The organism is Rhizobium sp. PEPV16 (assembly GCF_008919455.1).
Taxonomy (GTDB): Bacteria; Pseudomonadota; Alphaproteobacteria; order Rhizobiales; family Rhizobiaceae; genus Rhizobium; species Rhizobium leguminosarum_Q.
In genome coordinates this window covers 22,948-39,549 of record NZ_VSZV01000356.1, presented here as the reverse complement: position 1 = coordinate 39,549, position 16,602 = coordinate 22,948, and the positions used below count along the sequence as shown (strand labels likewise).

General features: G+C 58.7%; 14 protein-coding genes. 4 read left to right on the top strand and 10 right to left on the bottom strand.

Annotated elements, in window-relative coordinates; all coding sequences use genetic code 11:
• The first annotated feature begins 20 nt into the window (after window positions 1-20).
• A complete protein-coding gene (locus FY112_RS34615; RefSeq protein ID WP_151520371.1) occupies window positions 21-725 on the top strand; it encodes a DUF1013 domain-containing protein in 705 nt (234 codons plus the stop codon).
• Between the two features lie 76 nt (window positions 726-801).
• On the opposite strand, the gene FY112_RS34610 is transcribed toward FY112_RS34615, so the two are convergent.
• The 3 genes from FY112_RS34610 to FY112_RS34600 form a co-directional block, all read right to left on the bottom strand.
• Complete coding sequence (locus FY112_RS34610; RefSeq protein ID WP_017962612.1) at window positions 802-1,737, bottom strand: flagellin; 936 nt, start codon at window positions 1,735-1,737, stop codon at window positions 802-804.
• A 155-nt stretch (window positions 1,738-1,892) separates the two neighbouring features.
• Window positions 1,893-3,803 carry a propionyl-CoA synthetase gene (locus FY112_RS34605; RefSeq protein ID WP_151520370.1) on the bottom strand — a complete coding sequence of 637 codons (1,911 nt, stop codon included), beginning with the start codon at window positions 3,801-3,803 and terminating at the stop codon, window positions 1,893-1,895.
• A 75-nt stretch (window positions 3,804-3,878) separates the two neighbouring features.
• Window positions 3,879-4,538: a YggS family pyridoxal phosphate-dependent enzyme gene (locus FY112_RS34600; protein ID WP_065281674.1), complete on the bottom strand. Its 660-nt coding sequence runs from the start codon at window positions 4,536-4,538 to the stop codon at window positions 3,879-3,881.
• A gap of 200 nt (window positions 4,539-4,738) precedes the next feature.
• Between FY112_RS34600 and leuS the strand changes: the two genes are divergently transcribed.
• Genes leuS through holA form a run of 3 tightly spaced genes read left to right on the top strand, consistent with a single transcriptional unit; the run spans window position 4,739 to window position 8,931 of the window.
• Window positions 4,739-7,369: a leucine--tRNA ligase gene (leuS, locus tag FY112_RS34595; protein WP_151520369.1), complete on the top strand. Its 2,631-nt coding sequence runs from the start codon at window positions 4,739-4,741 to the stop codon at window positions 7,367-7,369.
• Window positions 7,359-7,880 (top strand): LPS assembly lipoprotein LptE, encoded by a 522-nt coding sequence (gene lptE, locus FY112_RS34590; RefSeq protein ID WP_017962616.1) that lies wholly within the window; start codon window positions 7,359-7,361, stop codon window positions 7,878-7,880. The genes leuS and lptE overlap by 11 nt, the downstream gene beginning before the upstream one ends.
• A gap of 10 nt (window positions 7,881-7,890) precedes the next feature.
• Window positions 7,891-8,931 carry a DNA polymerase III subunit delta gene (gene holA / locus FY112_RS34585; RefSeq protein ID WP_151520368.1) on the top strand — a complete coding sequence of 347 codons (1,041 nt, stop codon included), beginning with the start codon at window positions 7,891-7,893 and terminating at the stop codon, window positions 8,929-8,931.
• A 194-nt stretch (window positions 8,932-9,125) separates the two neighbouring features.
• Here the strand turns inward: holA and FY112_RS34580 are convergent, their stop codons facing one another.
• The 7 genes from FY112_RS34580 to FY112_RS38365 all read right to left on the bottom strand — a co-directional run.
• Entirely contained in the window at window positions 9,126-10,007 is an 882-nt protein-coding gene (locus FY112_RS34580) for a ParB/RepB/Spo0J family partition protein (RefSeq protein ID WP_017962618.1), read from the bottom strand.
• A 32-nt stretch (window positions 10,008-10,039) separates the two neighbouring features.
• Window positions 10,040-10,834 (bottom strand): ParA family protein, encoded by a 795-nt coding sequence (locus FY112_RS34575; RefSeq protein ID WP_011654065.1) that lies wholly within the window; start codon window positions 10,832-10,834, stop codon window positions 10,040-10,042.
• A gap of 19 nt (window positions 10,835-10,853) precedes the next feature.
• Window positions 10,854-11,471 carry a 16S rRNA (guanine(527)-N(7))-methyltransferase RsmG gene (rsmG, locus tag FY112_RS34570; protein ID WP_151520367.1) on the bottom strand — a complete coding sequence of 206 codons (618 nt, stop codon included), beginning with the start codon at window positions 11,469-11,471 and terminating at the stop codon, window positions 10,854-10,856.
• Window positions 11,472-11,497: 26 nt separating this feature from the next.
• Complete coding sequence (gene mnmG, locus FY112_RS34565; RefSeq protein WP_151520494.1) at window positions 11,498-13,375, bottom strand: tRNA uridine-5-carboxymethylaminomethyl(34) synthesis enzyme MnmG; 1,878 nt, start codon at window positions 13,373-13,375, stop codon at window positions 11,498-11,500.
• Window positions 13,376-13,448: 73 nt separating this feature from the next.
• Complete coding sequence (gene mnmE, locus FY112_RS34560) at window positions 13,449-14,768, bottom strand: tRNA uridine-5-carboxymethylaminomethyl(34) synthesis GTPase MnmE (protein ID WP_151520366.1); 1,320 nt, start codon at window positions 14,766-14,768, stop codon at window positions 13,449-13,451.
• 104 nt (window positions 14,769-14,872) lie between these two features.
• A complete protein-coding gene (gene rho / locus FY112_RS34555; protein ID WP_027667979.1) occupies window positions 14,873-16,138 on the bottom strand; it encodes a transcription termination factor Rho in 1,266 nt (421 codons plus the stop codon).
• Window positions 16,139-16,335: 197 nt separating this feature from the next.
• The coding region (locus tag FY112_RS38365) for a CopD family protein (RefSeq protein ID WP_246700824.1) at window positions 16,336-16,602 on the bottom strand (267 nt) is incomplete at its 5' end.

Sequence of the window (16,602 nt, the reverse complement as noted above, 5' to 3'; positions counted from 1 at the left end):
ACGATAGAAGGACTATATCCATGGCTCAAACACTGCTCATGCCGAAGGCGACAGCCATTTGGCTCGTCGACAATACGGCACTGTCTTTCGATCAGATCGCGCAGTTCTGCAAACTGCATCCGCTCGAAGTCAAGGCGATCGCCGACGGCGAAGCGGCGCAGGGCATCAAGGGCCTCGACCCGATCTCGACAGGACAGCTTTCCCGCGACGAGATTGCCCGCGCCGAGGCCAATCCGAACCACAAGCTGAAGCTTTCCGAACCGAAGGTGCGGGTGCCGGAGTCCAAGCGCCGCGGTCCGCGTTATACGCCGGTTTCCAAGCGTCAGGACCGCCCGAACGCCATTCTCTGGCTCGTTCGCAACCATCCGGAGCTGAAGGACGCGCAGATTTCCCGCCTCGTCGGCACGACGAAATCGACGATCGAGCAGATCCGCGAGCGCACCCACTGGAACTCCGCCAACCTGGCGCCGATGGATCCGGTCACGCTTGGCCTCTGCAGCCAGATCGATCTCGACATGGAAGTGGAAAAGGCCTCCAAGGGCCGTCCGCTGCCGACCGCTGCCGAGCTGGGCGCAACGCTGCAATCGGCCCAGGACACCGAGCGCCTGACCCCGAACTACGAGCGCGAGGAGGAAAAGGAAAAGGAAATCGATGCCGACGCCGTCTTCCGCAAGCTGAGCTCGCTGCGCTCGGCCCCGAAGGACGAAGACGACGATCAGTACTGAGATATCACGATCTCATGAAAAACCCCGCCGGTATGAGCTGACCGGCGGGGTTTTTGTTGCGGATTGCCTGTTTCGATTAGTTGCGGAACAGGGTGAGGATGTTCTGCGCCGAGCTATTGGCGATCGAAAGCGACTGGATGGCAAGCTGCTGCTGCGTCTGCAACGCCGTGAGCTTGCTCGATTCCTCCTCCATATCGGCATCGACCAGGCGTCCGACGCCGGAGTCGATCGAATCGTGAAGGCCGCTGACAAACGTTTCCTGCAGCTGGATACGGGTCGAGATCGAGCCGAGCGCCGAGCCGGCGGCGGTCATGGCGCCGAGAACCAGTTCGATACCGGCCAGGGCTGCGTCGAGCTGACCCTGAGTGAAACCGGTGATGTCGAGAGCATATATCGACGGCATGACGATGACGGTACCGCCATAGGTTCCGTTGAAGGCCGTACCAATGATACCGCTGCTCGTCTCGATCGCACCGGTGCTCGTCATGCCGAAAAGCACATTTCCGAGCGTGCCTGAATTGAGCACGTAGTCCGTCGTCTTGACCGAAACGGCATTGCTGCCATCGCGCACGAAGGACGAGACGACGCTCTTCGTGCCGGAGGCGCCGGCAACCCAGTTTTCGCCGGAGAAGGACGCCGATTGGGCAATGCTGAGCAGCTGCTCCTGAAACTGGTCGAGTTCCTGCTGGATCTTTGTCTTGTCGACACCCTTTTCCGTGGCGGCGACGATCTTGGCCTTGATTTCGCTGACGACATCGAGCGCGCTATCCATGGCCGAATAGGCGGTATCGACCTTGGCTGCACCAAGTCCGAGCGCATCGGAGACGGCCGAAAGCGCCTTGTTGTCAGAACGCATGGTCGTCGCAATCGACCAATAGGCGGCATTGTCCGCCGCCTTTTCGACACGATAACCCGATGAAACGCGACCTTGGGTGTCCTTGAGGCTATCGTTTACGCCGCGCAAAGTCTGCAGCGCTGCCATGGCAGCGTTGTTGGTGAGGATGCTTGTCATGATCCGTTCCACAATCGTTGAGAAAGGGGCAATCCGGACTAAGCCGGTAACGGCGACCGCGTCATGCAAAGCCTGCTATGCAAGCCATTGCCGTTAACAAATGCTTGCATCAACATGGTTAACAATTCCTCAATTAGGCTTACCGAAAGTTTAATTCACATCGGCAAGGAGCCTAAACCGCGTCCGCGCAGCGCCTCGGCAATTTCCTCTAAAATCGTTGGATCATCGATAGTTGCAGGCATTTTCCAGGGTATGCCGTCGGCGATCTTCTGCATCGTGCCGCGCAGTATTTTGCCGGAGCGTGTCTTCGGCAACCGGTTAACGGTGATGGCCGTCTTGAAGGCGGCGACAGGTCCGATCGAATCACGAATCATCGCCACGACCTCTGATTCGATCGCCGTCGCGTCGCGGGAAACATGTCGTTTCAGCACCAGGAAACCGCAGGGCGCCTGACCCTTCAGCGCATCGACCACGCCAATGACCGCGCATTCGGCGACATCTGGATGACACGCACAGACCTCCTCCATCGCCCCCGTCGAGAGCCGATGACCGGCGCAATTGATGATGTCGTCGGTGCGCGACATGATGAAGAGATAGCCGTCCTCATCGACATAGCCGGCATCGGCCGTCTTGTAATAGCCGGGAAGCTCATCGAGATAGGCCGAGCGAAAACGCTCGTCGGCGTTCCAGAGGGTCGGCAGGCAGCCGGGCGGCAGGGGCAGCTTCACGACGATATTGCCGAGTGTTCCCGCCTCGAGCGGATGACCGGCATCGTCGAGCACCGCGATATCGTAGCCGGGCATCGGCAGCGCCGGCGACCCGTGCTTGACGGGAAGAGCGCCGAGACCAAGCGGATTTGCGGCGATCGGCCAGCCAGTCTCCGTCTGCCACCAATGATCGATGACGGGTATGCCAAGCATGCGCTCAGCCCATTTCAACGTCTCCGGATCCGCCCTCTCGCCGGCAAGAAACAGTGCGCGCAAATCCGGCATGGGATATTGGCGCATCAGTTCACCGTCACCGTCCTCCCGCCGGATGGCGCGGAATGCCGTCGGCGCCGTGAACAGCACCCGCACCTGATATTCCGAAACGATGCGCCAGAATGTGCCGGCATCCGGAGTGCCGACCGGTTTTCCCTCGAAGATCAGAGTGGTTACGCCTGATAGCAGCGGGGCATAGACGATATAGGAATGCCCGACGACCCAGCCGATATCCGAAGCCGTCCAGAAGACCTCGCCCGGCTTCAAGCCGTAGATATTCCGCATCGACCAGTTGAGCGCGACCATATGGCCGCCATTGTCGCGCACGACGCCCTTCGGTTGGCCCGTCGTGCCCGAGGTATAGAGGATGTAGAGCGGATCGGTCGCCTTGACGGAGACACAGGCGATCTCATCGCCACGATGCTGCGCCATCGCCACCTCAAAATCGTGATCTCGACCGCTGACGAGATCTGCCCGAAGCTCCGGCCGCTGCAGCACCAGACAGCACTCCGGCTTCGAACGCGCGATCTCGATCGCCTGATCGACCAGTGGCTTGTAGGCGACGATGCGACCAGGCTCGAGCCCGCAGCTCGCGGTGATCACCAGCTTCGCAGCGCAATCGTCGATGCGCGCCGCAAGTTCGCTGGCGGCAAACCCGCCGAAAACGACGGAGTGAACCGCACCGATGCGGGCGCAGGCGAGCATCGAAAAGACCGCCTGCGGCACCATCGGCATATAAAGGATGACGCGATCGCCTTTGCCGATGCCGCGCTCGACCAACGCTGCTGCGATGGCCATCACCTCCCGAAGCATCTCATCATAGGTGAAACGGCGCTTCTCGCCGTTCATTGCGCTGTCGAAGATGACCGCCGTCTCGCCGCCGCGGCCGGCAGCCACATGCCGGTCCAGGCAATTGTGGCATGTATTGGTTTCGGCGTCTGAGAACCAACGGCCATAGACGCCGTCATTCGGCGAGAACACCCGCTCCGCTGGCTTGAACCAATCGATGTCACTGGCCGCTTCGCGCCAGAAGGCTTCGGGATCGCGTTTCCAGGCCGCATAGGCCTGATGATAGCCGTTCCGCATCTGCTCCTCCCCAGGACATGCAAACCTAATCTAGGCGGCATTGAGGGGAACAGGAAGCCCGACCAAAGCAGCGTTTCAGCGCGTGCCGAAAATCGCTGATCCCACACGTACGCTGGTGGCGCCAAAGGCGATAGCCGTCCCGTAGTCGCCCGACATGCCCATGGAAAGTTTTTCGACGCCGCATTTAAGCGCGAGCTTTGCCAGCAGGGCGAAATGCGGTCCGGGATTTTCCTCGGCCGGCGGAATGCACATCAAACCTTCGATCGAAAGGCCGAGTTCGTCGCGGCAGAGGGCGACGAAGGCTGGAGTGTCGTCAGGAGCAATACCCGCCTTCTGCGGTTCGAGCCCGGTATTGACCTGGACATAGAGCCGCAGCGCCTTGCCTTGCCGCCTCATCTCCTCGGCAAGTGCGCGGGCGATCTTTTCCCGGTCCACCGTCTCGATGACGTCGAAGAGTGCGACGGCATCCGCCGCCTTGTTCGATTGCAGCGGTCCGATCAGATGCAGCTCGATATCCTGATGCTCGGCCTTCAGCGCCGGCCACTTGCCCTGGCTTTCCTGCACCCGGTTTTCCCCGAACACACGCTGCCCGGCTTCGATGGCCGGCCGGATCGCGTCCCCCTCGAAGGTCTTCGACACCGCGACGAGCTGAACGGAGCCCGCCGATCGGCCTGCTTCGCGTTCCGCGGCGGCGATCCGCGACCGCACGTCGTTCAACCGCTCTTGAAGTTCCATCGTTTTGCCTCGACATACCAGCACGAAAGGATTGGCAATGAACTAACCAGCCAACATGTGCTTGCCAAGGCCCGCCTTCGCGAAATCGCTTGCGCGTGATCAAGATCGGACGCTTGCAGCGCCTGCGAAACTTGACGCTACGGTGGTTTCATGGTGAAGGTCTCGACCAACTCCCCTGATTTTCCGGAAATACGAATACCATGGCCACCGAACGTTATAACCCGCGCGATGCCGAGCCCCGCTGGCAGCAGAAATGGAATGAAGACAAGGTCTTCGAGACCGACAACGCCGATCCGCGCGAAAAATATTACGTCCTCGAAATGTTCCCCTATCCGTCGGGGCGCATCCATATGGGTCATGTCCGCAATTACGCCATGGGCGACGTCGTCGCCCGCTACAAGCGCGCCCGCGGCTACAACGTGCTGCATCCGATGGGCTGGGACGCCTTCGGCATGCCGGCGGAGAATGCCGCCATGGAGCGCGGCGTGCATCCCGCATCCTGGACGTACCAGAATATCGGCTCGATGAAGGCGCAGCTGAAGGCCATGGGGCTTTCACTGGACTGGAGCCGTGAGTTTGCCACCTGCGACGTCGAATATTACCAGCATCAGCAGCACCTCTTCCTGGATTTCCTGGAAAAGGGCCTGGTCTATCGCAAGCAGTCGAAGGTGAACTGGGATCCTGTCGACAACACCGTGCTCGCCAACGAACAGGTGATCGATGGCCGCGGCTGGCGTTCCGGTGCGCTGGTCGAACAGCGCGAACTGACGCAATGGTTCTTCAAGATCACCGACTTCAGCCAGGATCTGCTGGACGCACTGGATACCCTCGACCAGTGGCCGGAAAAAGTGCGTCTGATGCAGAAGAATTGGATCGGCCGTTCGGAAGGCCTGACGATCCGCTGGGAGATCGTGCCGGAAACGGCACCTGCCGGCGAGAGCGAAGTGACGGTCTATACCACCCGGCCGGACACGCTGTTCGGCGCTTCCTTCCTGGCGATCGCCGCCGATCATCCGCTGGCGAAGGATGCCGCCGCGAAGAACCCTGATATCGACGCCTTCTGCGACGAGTGCCGCCGCGCCGGCACCTCGCTCGCAGCACTCGAGACCGCCGAAAAGAAGGGCATGGATACCGGTATCCGCGTCAGGCATCCGCTTGATCCCTCCTGGGAGCTGCCTGTCTATATCGCCAATTTCGTCCTGATGGATTACGGCACGGGCGCCATCTTCGGCTGCCCATCGGGCGATCAGCGCGACCTTGATTTTGCACGCAAATATGGCCTGCCGGTGGTGGCAGTCGTCATGCCGAGTGATGGCGATGCGGCAAGCTTTGCCGTCGGCGATACCGCCTATGACGGCGATGGCGTGATGATCAATTCGCGCTTCCTCGACGGCAAGACGACCGAGGAAGCCTTCAATATCGTTGCCGACCGGCTGTCGGCCGCTTCGCTCGGCAATGCGCCGCAGGGCGAACGCAAGGTCAATTTCCGTCTGCGCGACTGGGGCATTTCCCGCCAGCGTTATTGGGGCTGCCCGATCCCGGTCATCCATTGCGAGGATTGCGGTGTCGTGCCGGTGCCGGAGGCGGACCTACCGGTCAAGCTGCCCGACGACGTCACCTTCGACCAGCCGGGCAACCCGCTCGACCGTCATCCGACCTGGCGCCATGTCTCCTGCCCGAACTGCAGCAAGGATGCCCGCCGCGAGACGGATACGATGGATACCTTCGTCGATTCGAGCTGGTATTTCACCCGCTTTACCGCGCCCTGGGAGGGAAAGCCGACCGATCCGGAGGCGGCAAACCGCTGGCTGCCGGTCGACCAGTATATTGGCGGCATCGAGCACGCGATCCTGCACTTGCTCTATTCCCGCTTCTTCACCCGCGCCATGCGCGAGACCGGTCACGTCGCCGCCACCGAACCTTTCAAAGGTCTTTTCACCCAGGGCATGGTGGTCCACGAAACCTATAGCCGCGGCGCCGGCGCCAACCGCGAATGGGTGGCACCCGCCGATATCCGCATCGACGAACTCGACGGCAAACGCCGAGCCTTCCTGTTGGCGAACAATGAGGAAGTTGCGATCGGCTCGATCGAGAAGATGTCGAAATCGAAAAAGAACGTTGTCGATCCCGACGATATCATCGCCTCCTACGGCGCCGATACCGCCCGTTTCTTCGTTCTGTCCGACTCTCCACCCGAGCGTGACGTCATCTGGTCCGAAGCGGGCGTCGAAGGCGCTCATCGTTTCACTCAGCGTCTGTGGCGCTTGATTTCCGAAGCAGCCGACGCGCTCTCCGCCGTGGTACCTGCGCCGGCAACCGATGGGGAGGCGTTGTCGATCTCCCAGGCCGCCCACAAGACGTTGAAGGCTGTCGAGAACGACTATGACAAGCTCTGGTTCAACAAGGCCGTTGCCCGAATTTATGAACTCGTCAACGCGCTGGCCGCACCGATGACGAGGGTTGCGGCAGGTGAGGGTGATGCCACCTATCGCGCGGCGGTGCGCGATGCCGCCGAGATTCTGATTCAGCTCGTCTCTCCGATGACGCCGCATCTGGCTGAGGAATGCTGGGCCGCGCTCGGCAATGAAGGCCTGCTTGCCCGGACAAGCTGGCCGCGATACGACGAAACACTCGTCATCGAAAACGATGTCGTCTTGCCGGTACAGATCAACGGCAAGAAACGCGCTGAATTGACAATTTCTCGCGATGCAGATCAGAATGCCGTCACCAACGCTGTGCTGGATCTGGATGCGGTGAAGAACGCGCTGAACGGACAGGCACCGAAGAAGATCATCGTGGTTCCCCAAAGGATTGTAAACATTGTCGTTTGATATCGCTTGCAAGCTGGCCCGCAATGCCGGCATCGCCATGATCCTTGGCTCGGCGGCTTTTCTCTCCGCCTGCCAGGTCCGACCGCTCTATTCCGAGAGTTCCGGTGTCGTCGAAAAGCTTTCCTCGGTCGGCTTTTCCCCAGCAAGCAGCCGCGTCGAGCAGCAGGTGCGCAATCGGCTGATCTTCCTTGCGTCGCGCGGTGCCGGTGAAGCGGTAAACCCGCAATATCAGGTTGAGATTCGCGCTACCTCGTCTGTTACCGATACGCTCCTGACGGATTCCTCGGACACGTCGCGCGCCGGCCGTGTGACCGTCAGCGTCACCTACACGCTGCGTTCGGCGACCGACAATCACGTGATCAAGGCCGGCAGCCGCGCTACCACGGCGCTGGTGGATTTTTCCGAACAGGAATTCGCCAAGCAGCGCGCGATCCGTGATGCCCAGAACCGCGCGGCGGATCAGGTGGCGGAATTCGTGGGAGCCGATATCGCCGCTGCCCTCAGCCGCTGAGGGCGGAGATGTGGCAGAGATAAAATCCCACGAATTCGAGACGTTCCTGCAGAAATCGGCGCGGAACTATCGGATTTACGTCATCTACGGGCCGGATCGTGGTCTTGTTTCCGAACGGGCAAGCCTGCTCGCCGGCAAGAGCGGTGTTGCTCTCGATGATCCCTTCTCGCTGACCAAGCTCGATATCGGCGACCTGCAGAAAGACCCCGGTCGGTTGGTAGACGAGGTCCATTCGATCGGTCTGTTCGGCGGCGAGAAACTAATCTGGATCCGCGGTGCCGCCAACGAGAAATACCTCGTCGATTCCTTGGCACTGCTGGCCGAAAAACCACTCGAAGCCGCCTATCTGATCGTCGAGGCTGGTGACCTCAAGAAGGGTTCCCTGCTGCGCAAGACCGCGGAAGCCGCCCGATCCGTCATGACGATCCCCTCCTACGCCGATGACAGCCGCGCCCTGAATGCATTGATCGACACGGAGCTCGGTGCAGAGAAGCTCGGCATTACGCCGCCCGCGCGACAAGCGCTGATCGCGTTGATCGGCGGCGACAGGATCGCTTCCCGAAACGAGGTGCGCAAGCTTGCCCTTTACTGCCGAGGCTTCGATACGGTCGAAGAACATCACGTTACCGAAATAATCGGCGATGCCAGCGCCATCTCGGTTGACGACGCCGTCGATGCCATCCTCGGCGGTGATCTCAACGCTTTTCTGCACGCCATGCAAAAAATCAGCAGCTCGAAAACCCCGATCTTTCTCGTGCTGCAGGCATGCCTGAAGCAGTTCCAGCTTCTGGATTCGATGCGCGCCGAAATGGATGAAAAACGGCTGCAGCCGCCTCAAATCATGCAGACAATGGGGCGGCATCTGCATTTCCGCCGCAAGCCGATCATCGAACAGGCGCTGCGCCAGTGGACCGCGGAAAGCATCGCCCGTGAATCCAATCGGCTACAGGCCGCTATTCTGCAAACCAGACGGCGGCAGGTTCTGGAAGACAGCGTGGCGATGCAAACGCTTCTGTCCACCACCCTTCAATCAGGCCGGAAATCCGCCTGACCAGCGCACGTCGGCCCAAAAAATCATAACCGATTTTCGGAAACACGATGCGTTGTTTCAAGGAGTTAAAGCGTCGGTGCTCTAGAGCATGATGCCGAAAAGTGTGAGCGGTTTTCGGACGACATCATGCTCTAACTATCTAATGTAGAACAGGATTCAGATTTTAGGCCGACCCGGCCTAAAATCATCCTGTTCTAGCGCCTCTCGAGCAAGCGGCAGATTTCCTCGAGCTGCTCTAGCGACTTATAGGAAATTTTGATCTGACCGCCGCTTGCCTTGTGATTGATCGCAACATCAAGGCCGAGCGCATCGGAAAGTGTCCGTTCCAGCGCCAGCGTGTCTGAATCTTTCTGATCTCGCCGCAAGGCCGCCTGCTGCGGCTCCGATTGGGCCTTGATATTGTTTTGCGCCAGTTTTTCCGCATCACGCACCGACATGCCCTTGGCAACGATCGTACGGGCAAGACTTGCCGGATCGGATGTCGAAACCAGTGCGCGCGCGTGGCCAGCCGATAGACTGCCGGCAGCAAGCAGATCGCGAACCGGATCAGGCAATTTCAACAGGCGCAACGAGTTGGCAACATGGCTGCGGCTTTTACCGATAATTTCGCCGAGGTCGTTCTGGGTGTAGCCGTATTCCGCGATCAGCTGCTCATAGCCCAAGGCCTCTTCGAGGGCATTGAGATCCGCGCGCTGCACGTTTTCAACAATGGCGATTTCCAACGCCGTCTTATCATCCACATCACGGATAATGACCGGAATCTCGATCAGCCCGGCAAGCTGAGCTGCGCGCCAGCGTCGTTCGCCGGCGATGATCTCATATCGATCCCGCGACATCGTCCGCACAACAATCGGCTGAACGATACCGTGTTGACGAATGGAGCTTGCGAGATCGTGCAGCTCCGAGTCATCGAAGAACCGACGGGGATTGCGGGGGTTGCGGCTGACGAACTCGATCGGGATCATTCTGTCGGCGCTGATAGTCCGCTCGGCTTCCACCGGGACAGGCTGATCCATTTCACCAATCAGCGCCGCAAGGCCGCGGCCCAATCGCCTCTTTGATACATCGTCATTCATGATCTACACTCACCTACACCCCTAAAATGACATCACGCGGCCAGTCTTTGCCGTTCTCGCTGGATGACCTCGGAGGCCAGCTGCAGATAGGCCTGACTGCCCGCGCACTTCAAGTCATAGAGAATAGCCGGCTTACCGTAGGACGGAGCCTCGGAAACCCGGACGTTGCGCGGAATTAACGTGTGGTAAACCTTGTCCCCGAGATGCGTACGCACGTCATTGACAACCTGCTGGGCAAGATTGTTGCGCGCATCGAACATCGTCAAGACGATACCCTGAATATCCAGACGCGGGTTCACCGTCCGCCGAACCTGGCTGACGGTCTCAAGCAGCTGGCTCAACCCCTCCAGCGCAAAAAATTCACATTGCAGCGGCACCAAGACCGAATGCGCCGCCGCCATAGCATTCATCGTCAGCAGATTGAACGACGGCGGGCAATCCAGAAGAATATAAGAAAACGCCATGGCTTCGGGCGACGACAGCGCTTTCCGCAATTTAAACACCCGATCGCTCTGCTGCGAGATTTCCATCTCGATGCCAAGAAGATCCATCGTCGACGGGACGATAAACAGATTGGGAACCGCTGTTTCGAGAGTCACTTCGGGGATCCCGCGATCACCGACCATCAGATCGTAGGAGGAAAGCTTGCGATCACGACGATCAATGCCGAGGCCTGTGCTGGCATTGCCCTGTGGGTCGAGATCGACGATCAGGACGCGCTCGCCGATAGCAGCAAGCGCCGTTGCCAGATTGATTGCTGTGGTCGTCTTGCCAACGCCACCTTTCTGATTTGCGATGGTGATAATCCGATGTCGTTCGCCAGCCATTGCCGCAATATCCGATCTGTTAAACCAAGCGCCGGAGATTTGATATTTCCAAAATAACAGATTCCTGCTCGACGGCGCTCTTATGTTCTACCAGATCGAATTCCCACCGACCACGTGCTTTGTCAATTTCCCTGAGGTAATCCCGGCCTTTGTGAAAGAAGCCACGACAATTTTCCTTGCCAAGCATCCAGGGGAATGAATAACCGATGAGCCCATCAAGATCCGCAAGGGCGCGCGCTGAAATCGCACCACATTCAGCAACCTCCGTATAAGCATCTTCGATTCGAATGCTATGGACGCTGCCACGCGCATTTGTCTCCCGCAGCGCTGTCCGCAGAAACGCTGCCTTTTTATGGTTGCTTTCGACCAGATGGACCCATCCGCCTTGCAGCTCGGCCAAAAAAATCGCCGTAATAATGCCGGGAAAGCCGCCCCCACTGCCGAGGTCAACCCAGGTAATCGGTTGAGGATGAATCTGAAAGACCTGGCTGCTATCAGCGATGTGCCGGTGCCACAGATCATCCAGTGTCGACGGCGCCACCAGATTGATTGCTTTTGCCCACTTCTGAAACAGCGCTGCAAAGTGTTGCAACCGTTCCTGTGTTTCACGTGAAACACGCAAACCGTTTAATTCCATTCTTGAAAGACTCTCAAATCTTGTAATCAAGCGCTATAGCGCTCGGCAGAGGATAGTCGACGCAAGTGCACGAGCAGCAACGCGATTGCCGCCGGCGTCATCCCTTCAACGATTGCAGCCTGGGCGATATTGAAAGGGCGAGCAGCACTGAGTTTGACCTTCAGCTCGTTCGAGAGACCGGACAGTGCGTCATAGTTGAAATCAAGCGGTATCTGCCGCTCCTCGTCGCGTTGCTGATCGGCAATCGCCGAGGCTTGTCGATCGAGATAAACCGAATAGCCTGCCTCGATTTCCAGCGCCTCCGCAACTTTCCGTCCAATCATGCCGAGCTTCTCCGGCCAAACATGCCGGAGCGCGGCGAAATCATAATTCGGATAGGACAATAAATCATACGCGGTTCGGCGCTGCCCATCGAGATTGATATTCAAGCCCGCGCGACGCGCCTCATTCGGTGTCACCGCCAGCGACTGCAACAGCGCCCGACTGGTTTCGATCTCTGCTTGATAGGATGTGAATCGCTGTACGCGCGCGTCACTGACGCAGCCAAGTCGCATGGCCAGCGGCGTTAAGCGCATATCGGCGTTGTCAGCCCGCAAACTCAGCCGATACTCCGCGCGCGATGTAAACATTCGATACGGCTCCGTAACGCCTCGCGACGTGAGATCGTCGATCATGACGCCAATATAAGAACTCGTCCGGCTAAAATGGAACGGATCCGAATCGCTGCTTCGCAATGCGGCATTCAGCCCGGCTGCCAGCCCCTGCGCGGCCGCCTCTTCATATCCGGTGGTGCCATTGATCTGGCCTGCCAGAAACAAGCCTCTCAGCCGTTTGACCTCCAGCGATGGCGTCAGCTCTCTAGGATCGACATGATCATATTCGATCGCATAGCCCGGTTGCAGTATTCTTGCCGCTTCGAGGCCGGGAATCGTTTTGATGAAGTCGGCCTGCACCTCCGCCGGCAAGGAGGTCGAAATCCCGTTCGGATAGACCGTGTCATCGTCCAGTCCTTCGGGTTCGAGAAAGACCTGATGTCCATCCCGCTCTCCGAATTTCACCAGCTTGTCTTCGATTGACGGGCAATAACGAGGCCCGACGCCTTCGATCTGCCCGGAATACATTGCCGAGCGCATGATGTTGTCGACAATGATGCGGTGGGTCGCTTCGGTCGTCCTGGTGACCCCGCATTCGATTTGTGGCGTGGTAATCGTGTCTGTCATAAAGGAAAAGGGGACAAGCTCCTCGTCAGCCCCCTGTCGACCGATGGATTGCCAGTCGATCGTCTTTCCGTCCAGCCGGGCGGGTGTGCCGGTCTTCAGACGTCCCAGCTGCAGCCCAAGGCGGGCGAGGGTCGCAGACAATCCGATCGACGGCGCTTCACCGACACGCCCGGCCGGTGTCTTTTCCGACCCGATATGAATAAGACCGCGCAGAAACGTTCCAGTGGTCAAAACCACCGCCGGCGCTTTCAGGGCCTGACCATCCTTCATGATCACGCCGGCAACGCAACCATCGACAACGTCCAGATCAAACGCATCGCCCTCGATGATATCCAAGTTCGGCGTCGCTTCGATCGCCGCCAGCATCGCCAGGCGATAGAGCTTTCGATCAGCCTGCGTCCGCGGTCCTCGGACAGCCGCGCCTTTCTTCTTGTTGAGCATCCTGAATTGAATGCCTGCAACGTCGGCGACCCGACCCATAAGGCCGTCCATCGCATCGATCTCCCGAACAAGATGGCCCTTGCCCAGCCCGCCAATCGCCGGATTACAGGACATGACCCCGATCGTGTCCCGCCTATGCGTAATCAGAGCGGTTTTTGCCCCGAGGCGCGCAGCTGCGCTGGCAGCCTCCGACCCCGCATGGCCGCCACCGATCACAATCACGTCGAAGACATTATCCGTCAATTCAAGACTCCATATCCGGCAGGCGTTTGAGGTGAAACCGTGCAGGCCTTTGGCTCCAAAGGTTTCACGTGAATCATTTGCCAATACAAAACTCCGAGAAGATCACCCCGAGCAATTGTTCGACATCCACTCGTCCGGTAATTCTACCCAAATACTCCGCGGCAATTCGCAGCTGCTCGGTCCGCAGTTCAAGATTCACCCCCGGCTGCGATACGGCCGCATCGAGCGCCGCTAAACATTTCGTGAGCGAATCCTTATGCCGCTGCCGGCTGGGGATTGCCATAGACAGGCCGGCAAAACGTCGCTCGACGATATCGCCGATCAACCGCCGTAACTCCGGCAGACCGTCACCCGTCGCGGTGGAAATCTGCAGATCATACCGACCCGAAGCTATTTCGGTCAGATCCTTCTTTGTCCCGACAGTAACATGCGGAGAGGACTGCTCCAAGTCGTCGGGAATCAGCGGTTTCGTCATGTCGATTAGCAACAGGACAAGATCGGCATCACGGAGTGCCACGCGCGCGCGCCGCACACCTTCCATTTCGACTTTGTCGTCCGCCTCGCGAAGACCCGCAGTGTCATAGAGCTTGATCAGGTAACCATCAATGTCGAGATCAACCTGCAGGACATCGCGGGTGGTTCCGGCAATCTCCGTCACGATTGCGACATCTCGACGCGCCAAAGCGTTCAACAGGCTCGATTTTCCAGCGTTCGGAGCACCGGCGATGACCACCTTGAAGCCGTCTCGGATAATCTCGCCGGCCGAAGCTCCCGCCAGGTGATCCTCGATATCGCTGCGAAGCTTCGCCATATCGGCCCAGACCGCATCCGATACCGACCCTGGAACGTCATCCTCGTCGGGGAAATCAAGTTCCGCCTCGATCAGCGCGCGGGCGCGCGTCAATCGTTCCGCCCACGTATCGTAAATTGCGGAAAGCCCGCCTGCGCTATGTTCGACCGCAAGGCGTCTTTGCATTTCGGTCTCGGCGCCAATGAGATCGGCCAGCCCTTCCACCTCGACCAGATCAAGTTTGCCGTTCTCGAAAGCCCGGCGGGAGAACTCACCCTCGACCGCCATCCGCACGCCCGGAATATCGCCAAGGGCCTGAAACAGCGCCGCTAGCACGGCTCTGCTGCCGTGGATCTGCAGCTCGGCAACATCCTCGCCGGTAAACGAATTCGGAGCAGGAAAAAACAGCACCAGGCCGCTATCGATCGGCTTATTGTTACGAGTCCGAATCGTTCGGTAAGACGCATACCGGGTTGCCGGAACGGATCCGACGAGCTTCACCAATATGTCTCTGGTCAGCGGGCCGCTGATTCGAACGACAGAAACACCCGAAGGCAGGGCGCCGCTCGATAGTGCATATATGGTATCGTTCAACATGGCCATATCGCCTGGTTCATCGGTTGGAATCGAAATCGATTCCTCTCAAATAGAAAAGCTGGCGGCATCGCGAGATGCCTCCAGCTTTAAGGGGTGAATCCGGCTAAGGATTATGTGTTCATCGATTCGAAGAAGTCGGAATTGTTCTTCGTCTGCTTGAGCTTGTCGATCAAGAATTCGACCGCATCGGTCGTGCCCATCGGAGCCAGGATACGGCGGAGCACGAAGATCTTCTGCAGATCCTGGCGCGGAACCAGAAGGTCCTCCTTACGCGTGCCGGACTTCAGGATGTCCATTGCCGGGAAGATGCGCTTATCGGCGACCTTGCGATCGAGGACGATTTCCGAGTTGCCGGTACCCTTGAATTCTTCGAAGATCACTTCGTCCATGCGGCTGCCAGTATCGATCAGCGCCGTCGCGATGATCGTCAAAGAGCCGCCTTCCTCGATGTTACGCGCCGCGCCGAAGAAGCGCTTCGGCCGCTGCAGAGCGTTGGCGTCCACACCGCCGGTCAGGACCTTGCCTGACGAGGGAACGACCGTGTTATAGGCACGGCCCAAGCGCGTGATCGAATCGAGCAGAATAACAACGTCGCGTCCGTGTTCGACAAGGCGCTTGGCCTTCTCGATGACCATCTCGGCCACCTGCACGTGACGCACGGCCGGTTCGTCGAAGGTCGAGGAGATTACCTCGCCGCGAACCGAACGCTGCATGTCGGTCACTTCTTCGGGGCGTTCATCGATCAGCAGGACGATCAGATAGCACTCCGGATGGTTGGCAGTGATCGAATGCGCGATGTTCTGCAACAACACGGTTTTGCCGGTACGCGGCGGTGCGACGATCAATCCACGCTGGCCCTTGCCGAGCGGCGCCACCAGGTCGATCACACGTGGCGACAGATCCTTGGTGGTGGGAAGATCGAGTTCCATCTTGAAGCGCTCGTTCGGATAGAGCGGCGTCAGATTGTCGAAATGAACCTTGTGACGGATCTTCTCCGGATCGTCGAAATTGATGGTGTTGACCTTGAGCAGCGCGAAATAGCGCTCGCCTTCCTTCGGCCCACGGATGGGGCCCTCGACCGTATCGCCGGTTTTCAGCGAAAAACGGCGGATCTGCGACGGGGAGATATAAATATCGTCCGGGCCCGGCAGGTAGTTCGCATTGGGCGACCGCAGGAAGCCGAAACCGTCCTGCAGCACTTCGACGACGCCTTCGCCGATGATTTCGACATCCTGGCTGGCAAGCATCTTGAGGATCGCAAACATCAGCTCTTGCTTGCGCATCGTGCTTGCATTCTCGACCTCGAGCGATTCGGCAAATGCCAGCAGATCCGTCGGGGATTTACTCTTAAGTTCCTGAAGCTTCATTTCAGCCATGAAGTGACCAATACTCTTTTCAATTTCAAAGGGGAAAGGCGATGTTGGGTCGTATTCGGTACCGCGAAAGGGCTCGCAGACGACTGAACTCTACACACATGCCACGTAGATGAGATGCGCGGAAAATAGCGACTCGCAATCGCTGCCGCAAGAGGGCTGCTTAAAATGAAGCAAATTTAACCTGAGGACGATTTTCCTCAGAACGGCTTCACCACGACGAGGATGACGATCAGGATCATCAGCAGTGTCGGGGCTTCGTTCATGAACCGCCAATAGCGCGCCGAGCGGCGGTTTTCATCCCGCTCGAAAGCCCTGACGGCGCGGCTGAAGAACATATGAACACCGGTCAGCAGTACGACGAGACCGATCTTGGCATGCAGCCAGCCGCCCTGGAATCCATAAACCGACCAGGCGAGATAGAGCCCGAATATCCACGTCAGCATCATCGCCGGCGTCATGATGAT